Raw genomic sequence first — 16,024 nt, 5'->3', positions numbered from 1 at the left:
TAGCCCTCCAGCTATCTTGCCTCATTCAACGGCAAACGTATTGTTGCCCAAAGCCTTTGCCTTCACTTCAATCTCCTTGGGCGGCTCGCCAAAGTAGAGATCCCTGATCTTGTGCATAGCTTTGAGGTCAGCTTCAAAAACCTTCAACTCAGCAGGCGCATAGACAGCTGCGCTCACTCCTTGACTCAAGGCAGTGTTCCTCTCCTTCTTGAACTTCCAGACTGCTGTGTCGAATTCCATAAGCTGAGGCAACAGCTCTCTGAACTCGCTTCCCAAATCCTTCACTTCCGTCGGAAACGGTTGCACGTGTATGCTTTCACTGGAATACACCTCACGCCACAGAGCTTCGGTTGCAAATGGACAGATCGGCGCCAGCAACTTAAGGACAGCACCCAAACAGGTGTGAAGCGTGTACCATGCCCCCCGCTGACGCTTCTCATCAAACTCGCCGTTCTGGTTGTAAGCCCTTGACTTCGCCGCCTCAACGTAGTGATCTGCAAAGATGCTCCACGCAAAATCCCTAATAGCGTTGGCTGGAACGTACATGTCGAGTTCCTCGTAGCCCGCTGTGCATTCCCTTATGATCTCGTTGAGTTGGGCCAACATCATCTTATCTAAAGCAGACAGCTCAAAGTTGTTGGTTATGACTGGAAATGAGGATATAAATCGAGTTATGTTCCACAGCTTAGTCATAAACAAACCTGCTGACTTAACTCTGTCTTCTGAAAATCGATAATTCGAGCCAAGTCGAGATTCCGAAGCGCTCCAAAACCTAAACGCATCAGCTCCATACTTCTGGAACATGCTTTCAGGATAGACAACGTTGCCCTTGGACTTGTGCATGGGTTCGCCTTTAGCATCCATTCCCATACCCGACAACCTCACACCCTTGAACGCGGGTTCCTTGAAAAGCAGATAAACCCTTAAGATTGAGTAGTAAAGCCAGCTTCTAACAATGTCCATGCCTTGAGGCCGAAGCGAAGCGGGAAATGCCTTATGGAAAAACCCATGATCTTTGCCATAGCCTATAGTTATGAGTTCAGATATACTTGAATCAAACCATGTATCGAAAGTTCGCTGCTCTCCAACAAACTCCCTCGCCCCGCACTCGCAGTGATCGAAAGGCGCCTTTTCCTTCCATGGCTGATAGTATTTTCCCGGTTCAGGCACATGAGGCCTGCCACATTGACTGCAAAACCACAGAGGAATCTCCGTTCCGTAGAACCGCCTGCGAGAAATAGGCCAGTCAATTGCAATCGAGTCAATCCAGTTGTCCAGAATCTGCCTCAGTTCCTTCGGATAGAAACGCATCTTCTTCACGATAGCCCTGATGTCATCCAGAAACTCAAGTTGTTTCAGATAGTATTCAGGGATGGCTATGAACTCAATTGGATTTTCAGAGCGCCAACAAGTAGGAGTCCGATGAACAGTCTTCTCTTGCTTGACCAGCAAGCCTCTGTCTTTTAGGTCTTGGATTATTTTTTTTCTGGCTTCTTCAACCATTGACCCTTTGTAGGAGCCTGCCACCTCGTTCATTCTTCCCTCTTGGCTTATTGCTATTGAACCCTTGAGGTTTAGTTCTCTAAAGAGTCGTAAGTCAGAGTAGTCGCCGTAGGAGCAAGCCATCATGAGTCCTGTTCCAAACTCTGGCTTGGCAGAACTGTGGACGCGTATAGGCACCTCTTGACTGAAAATTGGCACAATGCCAGTCTTACCCTTCAAGTGTTGATATCTGGAATCGTCAGGGTTGAAAAGAACAGCTGCACAAGTACAAAGCAGCTCTGGTCGCGTCGTTGCGATTATTATTGTTTCGCCGGTCTCTTTGACCTTGAACCTCAAGTAGTTCAGACTGGTTTCAATTTCCCTGTAATCGATTTCGGCGTCGGCTATGGTAGTTCTGCACACAGGGCACCAGTTCGACGGACGGTTGTCCTCGTAGACTAGACCCCTTCTCCACATCTCTATGAAAGTTGCCTGCGTTATGCTACGGTATTCTGGGCTGTCTGTTCGGTAATAGTTGGATACATCACAGCTCATGCCCATTCTGCGCACTATTTGAAGTAGTTGAGCTTCAACATTGTCGAGAAATGCCTTGCATATTTTAATGAATTCTTCACGTGACGTTTCATGGGCGTAGATTTTTGATTCTCTTTCAACCTGAACCTCAACGGGTAGTCCGTTTCTGTCAATGCCGATGGGGAACAAAACTTCGTTTCCCTTCATGCGGAAGTAGCGTGCCACCATGTCTATCTGGGCGTAGTGTGCTGCTCCCGCAACGTGCCATGGTCCAGACGCGGTGGGCGGAGGCGTGTCAATTGAGAACAGAGGTTTCTTGGACGCCTTGCTGAATCGATAAGTGTCCTCCTCCTCCCACAATCGGATCTGTTCTTCTTCACGTCTGATGTCCCATCGCGAGGCTTTTATCCTAGGTTTAAAGGCTTGTCTGTCATTAGGTTCCGTCATTTTCTCAATCTCTCTGTCAAATTAGTGATAACACGCAGCGAAACGGCTTAATGGAATTAACTGATACGCTTAAAAGAATTTGCGCCAGACCTAATCGACTTGGCAGGCGGTCATCTCAACAGCCTCGCTGTCAAATGCAAGTTCAATGCTACAAATTTAAACATTATGGATCAATGCTAGCATGATTACGCCTGTTAGTGACGCCATAACGCGGTTATCATTAACACGAGAGCATAGCTCTGCCGCTTCTCTGGACTAATCCCTTATCGATTAGCCTATCAAGGTGATTTGCAGCCCGGTTTTGGAAAGACTCGTTCGTTGAATCTTTGCCGCGCAGTTTCTCTAGCTTGCCAGCTTAAACCTGAGTATAGCAGCGATTCCGCCGAACGAGTTTTTCAGCATATGACCTTCCTCAGATTCGGTCGATATGATTTCCACGTTAGCCCCAACCTGTTCAGCTAGGTCAGCGAAGTCATCTATAAGATCTCTAGTTTCAACTACCGCCAGAGAAGGAGCATTGCAATCAGGGCAGGGTTGCCCAATCAAGCCTTGTTCAAATGGTGGAAGTGCCGGTTCCTTCATCGTTTCTTGGCGCTCATCGCCGCACGCGTTGCATTTGACTGTTGCTCTTATTATGTTCAGTCCTTCGGACAGCAACAGTGTATGCACCGTGCCTGCTTGGAGTGCTCTCTTTACATCTTCTAAGCCGTAGCTGGCCAAGCCCGTGTCATGACCTATTTGATACAGAAAGTCTTGCATGACCTTTTTCTCTTCGACGTAACGAACTTTTTTGAGGATTTCCGGTGCGCGTTCCACCACTTCCTCTACGCCTTGGTCGCCTGTATATGCGGTGTCAACTGTGTCCAATATTTTCTGTTTCAGCATGTAGTTTAGATGGTCGCCTTTTTGAAAATCGTATTTGGTCGGTCCTGGACCTCCCATTATTATGCCTTTCAAATTGGCAATTGGTATGAATATGCTGTTTGCATGTCCTCCGACACGTTTGAAATAGGCTAAAATGTTAGCTTCTCTAAGTCTCTCAAACCTTCGAGCAGATTGTCCGCCTGCTCGATGCTTGCCCGGGACGCCTGATGTCTCCTCGCGGACTATTTGGAGCCGGTTGCCTTCCAGTGTGGCGATTGTTGTCTCGGTTGTGTCGATGACCATGATTCCATATGCCTCTTCTTCTCTTAGCTGTTCTTCCAGGTATTCGGTGTGGAATTTGGGGTCGCAGCGGTAAAGGTAGATGTTGATTGGTTTAGGCGGCGTTATGACGTAGGTTTCCATGCGTTCGCTTCCTGGTCCGTTTTGGGGTATGGCGCCTGAGAAAATTACCAGTCCGTTTTTGGGCACTTCTCTGAACAGTTTCAGCTTCTGCTGGACTTTGGTGATTGCGTCTTGAACGTTTTTCCGTGTGGTGTCTGATTTGATGTTTGTGGCTGTGCCGTATTCTTGTCGTAGCATATTCATTACTTCGGCGATTTGTTTGCCAGGAGGAACAAACAATGATACGAGTTCGGTTCCTCGTCCCTCTTTCCTGCTTAGGGTTCTTAGTGCTTTTTTGAGTCGAAATCGCTCAAGCGATGTGCGTTTTTCAGAGATAGATGATGTGCTCACTTCGATTCATTCGCCTGTTTATGGTTTGTTATGCCTAGTTTAGGATGGGTATAGATAAGAATTGCTTTAGGGATGAGGCCAGAAGGGACCATGCCTTTGCTATTAGTCTCGCCATTCTGGGAGTTCATGTGCGCGGAAGCAGGCTGATAGATGGCCTGGTTTCACTTCTATCAGTGGTGGTTCTTCCAGCCGACATTTGTCTATGACGTATTGGCATCTGGGATGAAATCTGCAGCCCCATATCTGGACGACTGGATCAGGTGGGTCGCCTAGAAGTCCGTGGAGTTCTCTTGTTAAGGGTCTGTCTAATCTGGGAATTGAAGCTAGCAGTCCACGCGTGTAAGGGTGCCTAGGATCCTTGTAGACTGAGACCACGTCGCTGTTTTCTACGATTTTTCCTGAGTACATGAAGGCTACGTAGTCTGCCATTTCGGCTACGACAGCGAAGTCGTGTGATATGAGTAGCATGGCTAGGTTGAACTGTTTTTTCATCTGTCTGAGCAGTTCTAGCACTTGTCTTTTCACGATTACGTCCAGTGATTTTGTGGGTTCATCTGCTATTAGGAGGGCGGGTCCGCTTATTAGTGCCATGGCGATCATTATGCGTTGTCCTTCGCCGCCGCTGAATAGGTGTGGGGCGTTGTGGTAGCGTTTTTCGATGTCTTTTAGTTCGACTTTGCCGAGGTATTCGAAGACTAGTTGGCGTAGTTTTTCTCTTCTGGTTTGCTCGTGTGCTGTTATTGATTCGCCTACTTGGGAGCCGATGAATTCCATTGGGTGGAGTGCTGGGAGGGGGTTTTGGAAGATCATTGCTATTTCTTTGCCTCGGTAGTGTCTGACGTCCTCTTGGGTCATTTTGAGTAGGTCTTTGCCTTTGTATAGGACTTCGCCTCCGAGGACTTCGCCTTCGGCTGTTATGCGTTTGTGTGTGAGTCCTTTTGAGTCGCCGCGGAGGTAGCCGCGTGACCATTGTGAGCCTGAGCGTCCTAGGTGGACGTAGTCGACGTCTTGGGCTTTGACTATGTATGGTATTAGGTTTAGTAGGGAGTAGGCGACTGTGGTTTTGCCGCAGCCTGATTCTCCCACTAATCCAAACGTTGTTCCCTCTATGATTTGGAAGCTTATGTCGTCAACGGCTTTTATTGTGGCTTGGATTGGTTGGAAGTCGCTTGTTCGCTGTGCCACGTAAAAGTTTGTTTTTAGGTGGTTTACGTTCAACAGTATGTTGTCGTTTGTTGGCATTTGGCTGTTTTTTCCTTTTGGTTTTGGATATGATATGAGTTTGAGGAGGAATAAAACCGTTGAGCATGGGAGCTTAGGGTTTGTGCTGGTGGTGGACCGGGCGGGATTTGGACCCGCGGCTTCCTGATTGCGAATCAGGCGTTCATACCAAGCTGAACTACCGGCCCGTTGTGGTGATTTGTGTTGTATGTTTCCTTTTATTCTTTTGTGACGTGGGTGGGGGGTCTATTAGTATGAGTCTGGAAAAATTTTTTTGTGGTGAGAGTTCTACTTTTCTGTTTGTGGTTTGGGCGCTGTTCTTGTTTCTGTTTGGGGGTTGGGTTCTGTTTTTGTGTTTTTTGCGTGACGTTCTATGTTGTTATGCGTGACGTTTAATGTTGGCATGCGTGGCGATTAGGTATGTAGACGAGGCTCTGCGGGAAAAGAAATTTCAAAAGAAGAAGGGAACAGTCGCTTAGCGCCTTCTTCTACCGCGTTGCGGCTGTTGGCTTGGACAGTTGTAGTTGAACACGCAAGCTCCGACTGTTTGAACTTGTTTTGTGTTGGCTTCCAGTGTAGTTATGTGTGATTTGTTTGTCTTTCATTGGGTTTTTCTTGTCTTTGGTTGAGCCAGATTACTCTCCATTCTGACACGCGTTTGCCGCGTATTTTAGCTGTCCATATGTTGTGGCGGTTGAGTGGTTTGTGGGAGCAGGTGGAGTAACCGACCACGACGACGATGTTGTTCTGGGTTGTGACGCAGGTGAAGGTGTTCTGGTAGTCTGGGTATTCTTTGAAGAATTCTTTCCAAACTTTTTTCATGGTTTCTTTGCCTTTGGTGGTGGCTCCGTCGCTGTCTATGAATGTGTGGTCATCTGTCATTAATTCTGCTAGGCCTTCGGGATCTTGCTCATTGATTTTTTCGTTGAATTTCAGAGCAATCGACATTAGCTTTAGAGGGTTCATTTCAGTTCACGTGAAAGGTTATTTTGGGTAAACGAGTTCAAAGTTTTCACAGATCACTAGCAGGTCTTCTTTCATTGTGAATCCAAGTTTTCTGCCTAGTCGGGTCCAGTATTTCCAGTGTTCTCTTCTCCAAGATTCTAGGGTGCGATCATCTTCGCCTTCGGAGTAGGCAAACGCTGCTTCTACCTCGTTGAATGGTTTAACCACAACTGATGCGGTTTTGATGATTGCAGCGGGTTCTCCTTTGCCATCTAATATGACGTTGTAGTCGCCTACCTTGGGCATCTTTTCTCTCTTCTTCTCTAGCTCGATGACTAGGGTTGCCGTCCCTGTCTTCTTGCCTGTTAACACCAGTCTTAGTAATTCATCAGCTAGTTTGGGGTTTTCTCCGAAAGACCAAGCATCGACAAAAGATTCAGTTATGCCGCTTTCTTTTCGAAAGCGCTTCCAGTAATCCGCCGCCTTTTTTGAAATGTCCATGTGAACACATTGCTGGACATAGCGGACCAAGGCTAAAAAACTTAGTGTGTTGAGGTTAAAAGCTACGAGAAACTATTGAGAGTCTTGATGGATCCGAAGATGCCTAGGAATTATAAGAAGCTGACCCATGAAGTGTTTGAAATACTCCGTGGACCCTTGAAGTAGAGACAGCATTGATGTGAAGGAGTGAAAACGACTGAAACATCACTCGAAATAAGAGAGGACTGGCGATGAGATGTTAAAGATTCGTAGGTATGAGAAACGAGATTTTAGAGCATATGTTAGCACGCTGGAGAAAACTACGAATTGGGGAAACGAGGCAGAGCAAGAACTTAACGCTAGAATCCAGAAGATGACTGAGAAAGAAGAGATCTGGGTTGCCGAAGCTGATGCTCAGGCGGTTGGTTTTATGATTCTTTCGCCAAACAATGATGGCACACTGGAGATTGACTGGCTTGATGTGGATCCAGGCTTTCAGCGTAAGGCGATAGCCACGAGTTTGGCTGCCAAAGCTGCCGAAATCGCCAAAACTAAGAATGCCGAGGCGCTAAGTGTTCATACTAGTGTAGAAAACAAAAACATGATTGCTTTTCTCAAAAGAAACGGGTTCGAAGTTTTCGAGAGAATTACAGATTTCTATGGGAAAGGCAAGGACGCGTTACGTTTCGAGAAGTTACGACGTAGCTACGTGTAGATTAGGAGGATTGATAGAGATTGATAATGATGTTTCAATAGGAAAACCGACAAAAAGGAGAGTCTAAGGGAGATTTCTCCTAAGTGAGGATTCCTTCTAATGCTTGCTGATGAGCAGTTGTTTAAGGCTGGGGTTGTGCAGTTGATTCTCGGGAAAGAGGTAGAGGAGGCTCTTGAGGCTCTCAGTAAGCATTACCGTGTTGGTGTTCCTCGGTTGAGGGTTGGGATGCCTAAACGGTCTGGTGGCAAAGCTGGATGTTATGTTTCAGGCACGAAGACGGTTCATGTGACTAGCATGGAGAGGCTTTATGACCCGTTTGTGATCTTGCACGAGTTCTATCATCATCTCAGGACGCATGGCGGAAAGCATATGGGAACAGAGAAACACGCCAACAAATTCGCGGAGGAATACATCGCCGCATATCAAAATGCTGGCAGGTATTCTTTTCGGGTTTCCTACAAATATTGAAGCCGTTGTCATCGTCGTGATGCTGTACGTTAGACAGTATAGGAAAAGAAATTTCAAAAGAAGAAGGCAACAACAAGCTTACACCTTAAAACACGGAGTCAGTCTCTATTGTTGTTCTCGCCCTGTCTCAGGTGAGATGGGTGACTTTGACCCGGCATGCTGGTGAATTTGAAAAAGGCTAGAATCATTTACTATCGCCTGCGAACACAACACATACACGCACGAAATGAACGAAACCGTAGCGAGAAGAACCAGAATACTTCTGCAAAAACATCGGACTGCAGGGTCATTTTGAGTCTGAAAGAAAGACTTAAAGGCGTCACTCATGAACCATGAAGTGGCAAGTGTCAAACGCAAACGAGATAAAGTTGGGATCAATTTTTGAGTGGCACGAAGTTCAAGTGGCTATCATTTGGCATTGCCATAGCGATCTCAGGCTTGTTGCTTGTTCAGCTGTATACATCAACTGTCTCAAGAAGCCTGCATGAAGAGTGGCACATACACTTAGTGGCGGGACACACGCAAATTGCAGAAGACGTGGAGAGACAACGTGAATCCATCTTAACTATCCACATGGTGGCTGGATTCCTCAGCATCCTTTTAGCCATCATAGAAGCACTAATAATCATAAGGTTCTGGAAGACTCAAGCCTAGAAAAACCTTCAAAGGACACAATATGAATAAAGGGAAAAAGCCTCAGAAATCCGCCAAAACGTATTCCAGCCAAGAAATTCGAAGAAGCATACGGGCTAGGAAAAGAAGGAGGAAATACTATTTTTTCACCGCAGTGGTCTTGACAGTAACAATAATTGTCCTAGTCGCTGCAACAGGAAACTTGCCCCAAATTTCGCAGCCGCCTGCTGAACAAAAAGGCGATCTGATCGTGCACGTTGTGGATGACGCAACTGATAACCTCATCGGCGGAGCAACTATAGAGATTTCCGGACCATACACAACAAGCATTGTTGCAACTGATGGCGTGTACTCGTTCCAATCCATCCCCGTAGGCACGTATTCTATTTCGGCCAGCGCAGCTGGGTATAATCCAGACTCAGTGACCGCGACAGTAAACGCCGGAGACACGGCGCACACCACTGTGAGACTGAGCCACGCCTAAAAAGCCTACAAAAATCCCAGTATTTAGTCATCGTTCACAATTCATGGAGCTTCCAGCTGTAGCCTTACATCGTTCCGATAGCGTCTAAATGCTGGTTCGCTAGATTATTACGACTTACTTTTTGGCTAAGCCCTGAACCATCAACGGCACAGTTTTGCTAGCCCTCAATATCTCGACGAAGAGTGGTTTCCCATCATTGTCAAAATGAACCGCTACGTGACCCGCTTCCTCTGCGTGAGAAAGTCTTCCCTTTTCAGCAAACCACTCGAATAAGAACGTCAGCTTCCTCATCATACTGGATCTTACACACCACACCAGTCCAGTTTGGCGCTTGGATTCGCGGTCAGTACGGAAAATCTGACACGTGATATGCTTCGATATTTGGACTTTTCGAATTTACCTTGTCAATAAAGTCTTCCTTGTCCAAGGACACTAAAACAGCAAGACGATCCAACGCAACTTTCAGATACATAGCGTCTATAGCGTAGACGCCGTACGTAGAGCAGAGAGGATAAGCTGACAAGCAAAAAGCCTTGTTACAGTTATTCAGAAGCCTCGGATGAACCATCAAGTCAAGCCGCTTTCTCCCTTGGTCAGCAATATTAGCCCCAACTCTTCTGGCTAAGGTTCCACACACTTCTTGGTAAACAATGCTGGGCTCCGACAAAACGAAGTCATCAGGCACGGCGCTCAGTATCTTATAGCATCTCTTACTGTATGGCTCATCCTCTTTCAAAGCAGCTATCAAGACATTCGAGTCGAGGGTCAACATGCGACTACTGGTTCTCATGGTGCCTAGACCTTCTTGTTTCCCCGAGCACGCTAGGACGTCCAGTCCATTTTTTCGAGACCTTACCCTTAAGCTTCAGGAAACCCTCAACTCCTTTCTTAATCTCCTTCACTTCCTCCTCACTCAATGAAACCGCTCTCTCCGATTCAACCAGCTTAGTCAAAAGTTCAGCCCATGTTCTGCAGCCCAGCTCAACCTTAAGCCTTCTAAGCTCCTTCAACAAATCCTCAGGCAAATTCTTGACAAGAATCGTCGCCACACAGGTCACCAAGAATACCCAGATAACCCAGAATATAAAGATTATCCAGAACCGAAAACTACACGAACGAGTTCTGCTGATGCTGGTCGCTATGCTTTACGCCTGATAATCGGTTTGGTCGAGGTCTTCCGCATTGTCTAACTCTAGTTCTTAGGCATTTCATTGGATTTGCTTCTCGGCATTGCGTGGCTCTGATCTGAAGTAGCTCAAGTACGACAACCCGAAGAGAACTAGTGAAGCTACTCCTGCAAGAACACATAAGCCTGTGCCAACTGCGAAGCCCCAAGGTCCTCCAGGAGTCGCAACCAAGTTTGTACCACTGAAAGACCCAAACGCAAGATCGTCTAAGGCAGAATACATCAAGTTAAAAAACAGAAACGCAGCTGCAAAGTTCAACAAAAGCGGAGCTATCAACAGAAGCCGAAGCCGAGGGCTTCCAACTCCAACAGCTCCCATAACGCTGGAAACAACCACGAGCAAACCAACTACCAGCAAAGCACCATCTAAACTTAGGAGACGATCAACAACCCAGTCAACATCATAAGCGGGCACGTTCCAAGCCATCACCCTAAACGGGTAAACATCTATACTCACGCCTGAAGCCCTAATAGACCACCAAGGCAAGAAAAGCGAAGCCAAAGCAACCAAACTCACAACAACGCCTAAACCACCCAGTTTAGTCGCCATTACATATTTCGCCTCCAACCCTACGAAGAGGTCAGTTCGGCAAATGGCCGTGTCACAGCCGTGAGGCTCCTAGCCGTCGCCTCACATCATCCCAATACAGTTGAAGGTAAAACGTCCCTATTATTAGTTTTGCACGCTTGACTGCGTAACTGGGTACTCAGGAACTGTTCCAACTCGCCTTGACACAGCAAACACAACGACCGCCACAACAGCCAACAGAAGCATTGTTGCCCCTAACCAAACCCAGTTCGACGAAATAACACGCGCAGAACTAACGTTGCTGTCCGCACCCGCATGACCCGTGTCTCCAGACCAACTCGCACGGAAAAAATACGTTCCAGCAGACCTAGGCTTCCACTCATAAGAATACTGCCCATTAGAACTACTTGACACGGTTCCTAAAACTGTCCAAGAAGAATTATCCGACCTCACATAAATCGTCACCACGCTGTTAACCGAAGCAGAAGAAACCGCTCCGCTCAACGTCACCGAACTGCCCTCAATCAGCAGAGATGATGAAACCGACAACGTAATCGAAGAAGTCGCTAACGCGCTAAAACTCGCAGAAACCTGCCCAGGCGACACCTGCTCAGCATCCTCTAAAGTAATAACCTGAGCCGAAGCGCCAACCAGCGAATCCGGGTACTCGCCAACTCGCCAACCGTTTTCCCAGTTGCCACCCGTGGTTTCGGCCACGTAATAGCGCTCATTGTTGTACTCGAAATATCGAACTGTTGATCTTGCATCCCGCGGCGCATGTGAAAGGCTCACCCCGATATTCATGTGCACCTCACTCTCATAATACAGCAACACCACATCCAACCCACCAGCCACCATAACCGACGCTGCCACAAAAGAAAAAAGATCACAATCCCCCACGTTCTCAACCAGTGTTTCAACAGGATACTCCTGAGGCGCACTAGCCACATACGGAATCTGATGTACAATCATCAACACGCCATTGGCAAAGTCTTCATCATCCTGATAAATAGTCCACAAGCTATCAGCCACAGGCTCCAACGCATAAGGCGTAACAAACTTGCCCAGATCCAATGTGGAACGCAAATTATGATCCTTGCCCACAAAATACTCATACAGCGAAGACGACACAGACACATTCAACTCATAGCGGTCAGAGCCATCAGGATGGTCAAGAAGCCAATAACTAGGTGTAAAGTCTGCTCCAAACGAGTATGGAAAAAGGGAAAACGCCACCAGGAAAACCGTTGAAGCCAAGACAACAGCAAAACGAAACGAAGCCAAAATTTCGACCTGCCCAACCGCTAGTCTAAGTTTCCATGTCCGGCTGCCGCGATAAAAGAAGTATGAACAGCAAGTCAAGACCGCAAATATGAACCAATGTCAGCTACCAGGCTCGAAGCTTTCACTCACCCTTCATGGAGACTTTAAATACCCACACCCACACCATAATCGTCTCCCATCCGGAATCACAAAGCACATGGGACGTGTCTCACACCATGCAGAGACGAGTAATAGTTGTTCACGGCGGAGCCGGCGCCTGGCACCCCGAACGCCGAAAAGCTGGCGTGGCAGGAGTCAAAACCGCAGCCAAAACAGCCTACGACATACTAGAATCACCTAAAGGCTCAGCCCTAGACGCAGTTGAAGCCGCAGTCAAAACAATGGAAGACAACCCAGCGTTCAACGCTGGACTAGGCTCAGTGTTTACCATAGACAAGCACATCGAAATGGAAGCCAGCATCATGGACGGGAAAACCCTACGCGCCGGAGCCACAGGACTCCTAACAGACATCAAAAACCCCGTCCACCTAGCCCGCCTCACAATGGAACACACCGACCACATCTTCATAGTCGGCGAAGGCGCAGAAAAACTAGCCAACCTCTTCAAACTCGAACGCAGAAACCCCCACACCGAACTCCGAGAACGCTACTGGCACGAACTCAAACAAAAACTCGAAAACGGCGAAACCGAAAACCAACCCAAACTAAGACAACTCCTCCAAACCCATCCAGACCTATTTGAAACAGACACAGTCGGCGCCGTAGCACTGGACAAACACGGCGACACAGCAGCAGCAACAAGCACAGGAGGATTCACGCTGAAGTTTCCAGGCAGAATAGGCGACTCACCCCTAATCGGCGCTGGCAACTACGCCGACAACCAAACCGGAGCCTGCAGCGCCACAGGCATAGGCGAAGTAGCCATACGCCTAGTCCTAGCCAAACACGTCTGCGATCAGATACGCACAGGACAAACAGCGCAGGAAGCAGTGGAAAACGCCATCACACTCGTAAACCGCAGGCTCAAGATCAAAAACAGCATGGGCTTAATAGCCGTGGACACACAGGGCAGAATAGGCGCGGCTCATAACACCCGCAACATGTGCTGGGCATACATGACACCTAAAACCGCCAAACCTAAGGCAAGTATGGAAGCCAAATACGTAACCGAAACCGACCTAGAAAGCGCCAACCTCTAGCGCCGACGCCTTGTTAATACTCTTCTTTACGATCTATGAGTCCATCTTTCCGAGCCTTGTATTCAGCAGCTTTGAAGACAAGCGCGCCAACAACCGCGGTCACGACAGTTGTCAAACCCAAGTAAAGCAAGTCTGCACCTAAAGTGTCATAAGGCTGAGCCAAACCAAACGAAGACCTCACAGCCTGCAGAAAATAAGTAATAGGCAGAGCATTCGACACGCTTTGAGCCCAAGACGGCAATATCTCCGGAGGAAATACAACTCCGCCCAACAGATAGAAAATACCTGAAACATAATCAGGCAAGGCAAACTGAATTCTCGCAGTCACTAGGTTGATGCCCGAAAAAATGAAACCAATAGAAATCATACAAGCCGTGCCCACTACTAAGCTCAACGCTACAGCTGGATAATTGGCACTCAACCAATCAATAGGCAGGCTAATTCCAATCAACCCCTGAAAAATCAACACCCCCAAACCAATAGTCAAAACCAGCGAAATCGAAGCATTCAACACGCCATTCAAGGCTCTACCCAAAATATAGTAAGGCAACGAACCCGGAGAGAGATAAATATGCCTCAAAACCTCATAATGCGAACGATCCTCATGAATCAGAAAACCCATAGTCATCGTAACCTGCAACACATAGATGAAAAAAGTGTTTCCAATGAACATGTACGCAAAATACTCAGGCCTAAACGCCCCCGCAACAGCGCTGCCAATGAGGAAAACGAAACCAACGATAAGCAAGCCCGCTAACGGTCTTATAACGTAATAAATGGAAAACACCAAAGGATCAGCCCAGTTTGTCTCAACCTTCCAGCCAACCCAGATCGCTTGCTTAACAGACCTGAGGATTGTGCTCACTGCCACCGCAAAGTCAGCCTCCCCTCTTTCTTACCCAAGTTCTCCATGTAACCCAACGCAAGCTTCGCCAACGGCATCAAAAACGCAATGAACACAACTAAAGCAGCTACATGCGGCAGAACATCAGCCGCGGTTTCACCGGATATTATGACTCGCCTTATCCCGTCTAACCCAAAAGTAATTGGGATCGCAGACGCCACAAGCTGAATCAGAAAAGGCAGGTACCGAACAGGAAAATAGAACCCCGACAGAAAATGCACCGGCTCCTGAAGCAAGCTTGCAGTGTGCCACGCTTCTCTGCCATACATCAGAAACAACGAAGCAAACAGCATACCTAACGCGTAGAGAGCCACAATGGTCAAAACAAAAATCAACAAAGCTACAACTGGATCGCGCAGGAAAATGGGCACCTGAAAAACATAAATGCCCACTGCAAGAATCGCCGCAGCCCTCAAAGCAGTGTTCACTATGCCGCCCAGAGCCATACCTAAGAGAATCGCCATTCTGGAAATAGGAGCAACTAAATACATCTGGAGGGTGCCAGTTTCTTTCTCCCAATAAAACTGCGCAGACATATTCCACAGCACGTTTGACCAAAAAGCCATCATCGTGCCGCCGATTACAACGAATCCAGCAAACTCGGCTGGAGCACTTAACATTTTATAGAGGTACACGTACGCGCTCAACGTTAAGACTGGCACTGTCACCTCAGTAAAGATCCAATGGGGTTCACGATTGCCGCCTTTAACTCTGACCCATAGTCTAGCATAGGCAACTCTAATGTTAGAAACCAAGTCTTCAATCATGAACCGGCAGCCTCGGCTTCCTCGAACCCTCGACCAACAAGGCTAATGTAAACGTCTTCCAACGTGGGCTCAGTCTTGCTCACACTCAAGACCTTGGCGTTCTCCTGACTCATCTTTGACACAATCTCCGAAAAGATCGATTCATTACGCGCGATGACCTTCAACGCGGTCGTGCCTGTCTGAATGTTACGCGTCTCAGTGAATCCAATAACACCTTGCATAGTTTTCAGGAAATCAAAATTCACGTTAACCGAAGAGATTTCAAGTTTGGCAGACGGATTCTTGGCTAAGTTCTCCTTCAGCGTCTGGGGGCTGTCGCATGCCAGAATTCGTCCACGATCGATTATTGCCACTCTGTCACACATTTCGTCAGCTTCAGCCATATAATGCGTTGTCAACAAAGCAGTTCCCTTCCTCTCCTGCTTCGCCCACTTCACCATGTAATTCCTCAGATTCTTCGCAGTCAAAACATCCAAGCCTAACGTAGGCTCGTCGAGAAACAGAATATGCGGATCGTTTATCAACCCTCTGGCAAGGTTCAACCGTTGCTTATAGCCAGAGGACAGTTTGTTCATTCTAGTTTTGGCATACTCTTCAAAGTCCAACTCAGCCATCAACTGCTTAATTTTCCCATTTGCAGCCGAAGACGACAACCCGTAGAGCTGCGAGAAAAACCACAAATTCTCTCTAACACTAAGAATACCGTATCCAGGGGTCTCGCCGCCAGAAACCAGATTAATGATTTTTCTAACCTTGTTCGGCTCCTTCACGACACTAAATCCTTTCACATACGCCTCGCCGCTGGTCGGCAACAGAAGCGTGGAAAGAATCTTAATGAACGTGGTTTTGCCAGCCCCGTTTGGACCCAGCAAACCAAAGATCTCGCCTTCCTCAATAGTAACTGAAACCTTGTCCAGAGCCTTAACTACGCTTTTGCCCGAACCTTTGAACACTCTGACCAGATCTTTGGTTTCTATGCAATGCTGCATATCAAATCGCAGACTAACAACTGCATCCATGAACATAAGAATTTCCTCACTGCCACAACAGCCACCAAAGCCCCTTTTTGACCCACAGAAAGACACCCCAGAATTGAACGCTCGAAGGCAAACATAACCGACAACGCCGC

Annotated in this window: 18 protein-coding genes and 1 tRNA gene; 5 read left to right on the top strand and 14 right to left on the bottom strand. The window is 47.4% G+C overall.

Annotation, left to right across the window (positions count from 1 at the left end; all coding sequences use genetic code 11):
- Window positions 1-21: 21 nt before the first annotated feature.
- The 6 genes from VJ249_04740 to VJ249_04715 all read right to left on the bottom strand — a co-directional run bounded on the left by VJ249_04740 (window position 22) and on the right by VJ249_04715 (window position 6,747).
- Window positions 22-2,463, bottom strand: a complete 2,442-nt coding sequence (locus VJ249_04740; protein ID HKZ93874.1) for a valine--tRNA ligase — start codon at window positions 2,461-2,463, stop codon at window positions 22-24.
- Between the two features lie 342 nt (window positions 2,464-2,805).
- A complete protein-coding gene (gene prf1, locus VJ249_04735; GenBank protein ID HKZ93873.1) occupies window positions 2,806-4,080 on the bottom strand; it encodes a peptide chain release factor aRF-1 in 1,275 nt (424 codons plus the stop codon).
- A gap of 102 nt (window positions 4,081-4,182) precedes the next feature.
- Window positions 4,183-5,322: an ABC transporter ATP-binding protein gene (locus VJ249_04730; protein ID HKZ93872.1), complete on the bottom strand. Its 1,140-nt coding sequence runs from the start codon at window positions 5,320-5,322 to the stop codon at window positions 4,183-4,185.
- Window positions 5,323-5,411: 89 nt separating this feature from the next.
- Window positions 5,412-5,489, bottom strand: a tRNA-Ala gene (locus VJ249_04725).
- A gap of 391 nt (window positions 5,490-5,880) precedes the next feature.
- Window positions 5,881-6,267: a nuclear transport factor 2 family protein gene (locus VJ249_04720; protein HKZ93871.1), complete on the bottom strand. Its 387-nt coding sequence runs from the start codon at window positions 6,265-6,267 to the stop codon at window positions 5,881-5,883.
- Window positions 6,268-6,285: 18 nt separating this feature from the next.
- Window positions 6,286-6,747, bottom strand: coding sequence for an ASCH domain-containing protein (locus VJ249_04715; GenBank protein ID HKZ93870.1), 462 nt, complete (start codon window positions 6,745-6,747; stop codon window positions 6,286-6,288).
- 235 nt (window positions 6,748-6,982) lie between these two features.
- Between VJ249_04715 and VJ249_04710 the strand changes: the two genes are divergently transcribed.
- The 4 genes from VJ249_04710 to VJ249_04695 all read left to right on the top strand — a co-directional run bounded on the left by VJ249_04710 (window position 6,983) and on the right by VJ249_04695 (window position 9,026).
- Window positions 6,983-7,441 (top strand): GNAT family N-acetyltransferase, encoded by a 459-nt coding sequence (locus VJ249_04710; protein ID HKZ93869.1) that lies wholly within the window; start codon window positions 6,983-6,985, stop codon window positions 7,439-7,441.
- A gap of 99 nt (window positions 7,442-7,540) precedes the next feature.
- Window positions 7,541-7,909, top strand: a complete 369-nt coding sequence (locus VJ249_04705; protein ID HKZ93868.1) for a hypothetical protein — start codon at window positions 7,541-7,543, stop codon at window positions 7,907-7,909.
- 381 nt (window positions 7,910-8,290) lie between these two features.
- Entirely contained in the window at window positions 8,291-8,563 is a 273-nt protein-coding gene (locus tag VJ249_04700) for a hypothetical protein (protein HKZ93867.1), read from the top strand.
- 22 nt (window positions 8,564-8,585) lie between these two features.
- Window positions 8,586-9,026 (top strand): carboxypeptidase-like regulatory domain-containing protein, encoded by a 441-nt coding sequence (locus VJ249_04695; GenBank protein HKZ93866.1) that lies wholly within the window; start codon window positions 8,586-8,588, stop codon window positions 9,024-9,026.
- Window positions 9,027-9,140: 114 nt separating this feature from the next.
- Here VJ249_04695 and VJ249_04690 read toward each other — a convergent pair whose 3' ends face one another.
- From VJ249_04690 to VJ249_04670, 5 genes are all read right to left on the bottom strand, one after another.
- Window positions 9,141-9,320: a hypothetical protein gene (locus VJ249_04690; protein ID HKZ93865.1), complete on the bottom strand. Its 180-nt coding sequence runs from the start codon at window positions 9,318-9,320 to the stop codon at window positions 9,141-9,143.
- 49 nt (window positions 9,321-9,369) lie between these two features.
- On the bottom strand, window positions 9,370-9,816 hold the full coding sequence (locus VJ249_04685) for a PIN domain-containing protein (protein ID HKZ93864.1): 447 nt from the start codon (window positions 9,814-9,816) through the stop codon (window positions 9,370-9,372).
- On the bottom strand, window positions 9,803-10,075 hold the full coding sequence (locus VJ249_04680; protein ID HKZ93863.1) for a hypothetical protein: 273 nt from the start codon (window positions 10,073-10,075) through the stop codon (window positions 9,803-9,805). The genes VJ249_04685 and VJ249_04680 overlap by 14 nt, the downstream gene beginning before the upstream one ends.
- A 159-nt stretch (window positions 10,076-10,234) precedes the next feature.
- On the bottom strand, window positions 10,235-10,762 hold the full coding sequence (locus VJ249_04675; GenBank protein HKZ93862.1) for a hypothetical protein: 528 nt from the start codon (window positions 10,760-10,762) through the stop codon (window positions 10,235-10,237).
- A gap of 123 nt (window positions 10,763-10,885) precedes the next feature.
- Window positions 10,886-12,103 carry an Ig-like domain-containing protein gene (locus VJ249_04670; GenBank protein HKZ93861.1) on the bottom strand — a complete coding sequence of 406 codons (1,218 nt, stop codon included), beginning with the start codon at window positions 12,101-12,103 and terminating at the stop codon, window positions 10,886-10,888.
- Between the two features lie 137 nt (window positions 12,104-12,240).
- Between VJ249_04670 and VJ249_04665 the strand changes: the two genes are divergently transcribed.
- A complete protein-coding gene (locus tag VJ249_04665) occupies window positions 12,241-13,224 on the top strand; it encodes an isoaspartyl peptidase/L-asparaginase (GenBank protein ID HKZ93860.1) in 984 nt (327 codons plus the stop codon).
- 13 nt (window positions 13,225-13,237) lie between these two features.
- Here VJ249_04665 and VJ249_04660 read toward each other — a convergent pair whose 3' ends face one another.
- The 3 genes from VJ249_04660 to VJ249_04650 are packed head-to-tail and all read right to left on the bottom strand — an operon-like array spanning window position 13,238 to window position 15,914.
- Window positions 13,238-14,095 (bottom strand): ABC transporter permease, encoded by an 858-nt coding sequence (locus VJ249_04660; protein ID HKZ93859.1) that lies wholly within the window; start codon window positions 14,093-14,095, stop codon window positions 13,238-13,240.
- On the bottom strand, window positions 14,086-14,895 hold the full coding sequence (locus tag VJ249_04655) for an ABC transporter permease (GenBank protein HKZ93858.1): 810 nt from the start codon (window positions 14,893-14,895) through the stop codon (window positions 14,086-14,088). The genes VJ249_04660 and VJ249_04655 overlap by 10 nt, the downstream gene beginning before the upstream one ends.
- Window positions 14,892-15,914 (bottom strand): ABC transporter ATP-binding protein, encoded by a 1,023-nt coding sequence (locus VJ249_04650; GenBank protein ID HKZ93857.1) that lies wholly within the window; start codon window positions 15,912-15,914, stop codon window positions 14,892-14,894. The genes VJ249_04655 and VJ249_04650 overlap by 4 nt, the downstream gene beginning before the upstream one ends.
- Between the last annotated feature and the right edge of the window lie 110 nt (window positions 15,915-16,024).

This window comes from Candidatus Bathyarchaeia archaeon, from assembly GCA_035283685.1.
Taxonomy (GTDB): Archaea; Thermoproteota; Bathyarchaeia; order Bathyarchaeales; family Bathyarchaeaceae; genus DATETJ01.
This window is presented reverse-complemented; position numbering and strand designations above follow the sequence as displayed.

Coding starts and splice junctions, on each gene's coding strand:
- VJ249_04650 (HKZ93857.1), bottom strand. CDS start 15,914: ATGGATGCAGTTGTTAGTCTGCGATTTGATATGCAGCATTGCATAGAA.
- VJ249_04715 (HKZ93870.1), bottom strand. CDS start 6,747: ATGGACATTTCAAAAAAGGCGGCGGATTACTGGAAGCGCTTTCGAAAA.
- VJ249_04695 (HKZ93866.1), top strand. CDS start 8,586: ATGAATAAAGGGAAAAAGCCTCAGAAATCCGCCAAAACGTATTCCAGC.
- VJ249_04655 (HKZ93858.1), bottom strand. CDS start 14,895: ATGATTGAAGACTTGGTTTCTAACATTAGAGTTGCCTATGCTAGACTA.
- VJ249_04675 (HKZ93862.1), bottom strand. CDS start 10,762: ATGGCGACTAAACTGGGTGGTTTAGGCGTTGTTGTGAGTTTGGTTGCT.
- VJ249_04685 (HKZ93864.1), bottom strand. CDS start 9,816: ATGAGAACCAGTAGTCGCATGTTGACCCTCGACTCGAATGTCTTGATA.
- VJ249_04710 (HKZ93869.1), top strand. CDS start 6,983: ATGTTAAAGATTCGTAGGTATGAGAAACGAGATTTTAGAGCATATGTT.
- VJ249_04690 (HKZ93865.1), bottom strand. CDS start 9,320: ATGATGAGGAAGCTGACGTTCTTATTCGAGTGGTTTGCTGAAAAGGGA.
- VJ249_04720 (HKZ93871.1), bottom strand. CDS start 6,267: ATGAACCCTCTAAAGCTAATGTCGATTGCTCTGAAATTCAACGAAAAA.
- VJ249_04665 (HKZ93860.1), top strand. CDS start 12,241: ATGCAGAGACGAGTAATAGTTGTTCACGGCGGAGCCGGCGCCTGGCAC.
- VJ249_04740 (HKZ93874.1), bottom strand. CDS start 2,463: ATGACGGAACCTAATGACAGACAAGCCTTTAAACCTAGGATAAAAGCC.
- VJ249_04705 (HKZ93868.1), top strand. CDS start 7,541: ATGCTTGCTGATGAGCAGTTGTTTAAGGCTGGGGTTGTGCAGTTGATT.
- VJ249_04730 (HKZ93872.1), bottom strand. CDS start 5,322: ATGCCAACAAACGACAACATACTGTTGAACGTAAACCACCTAAAAACA.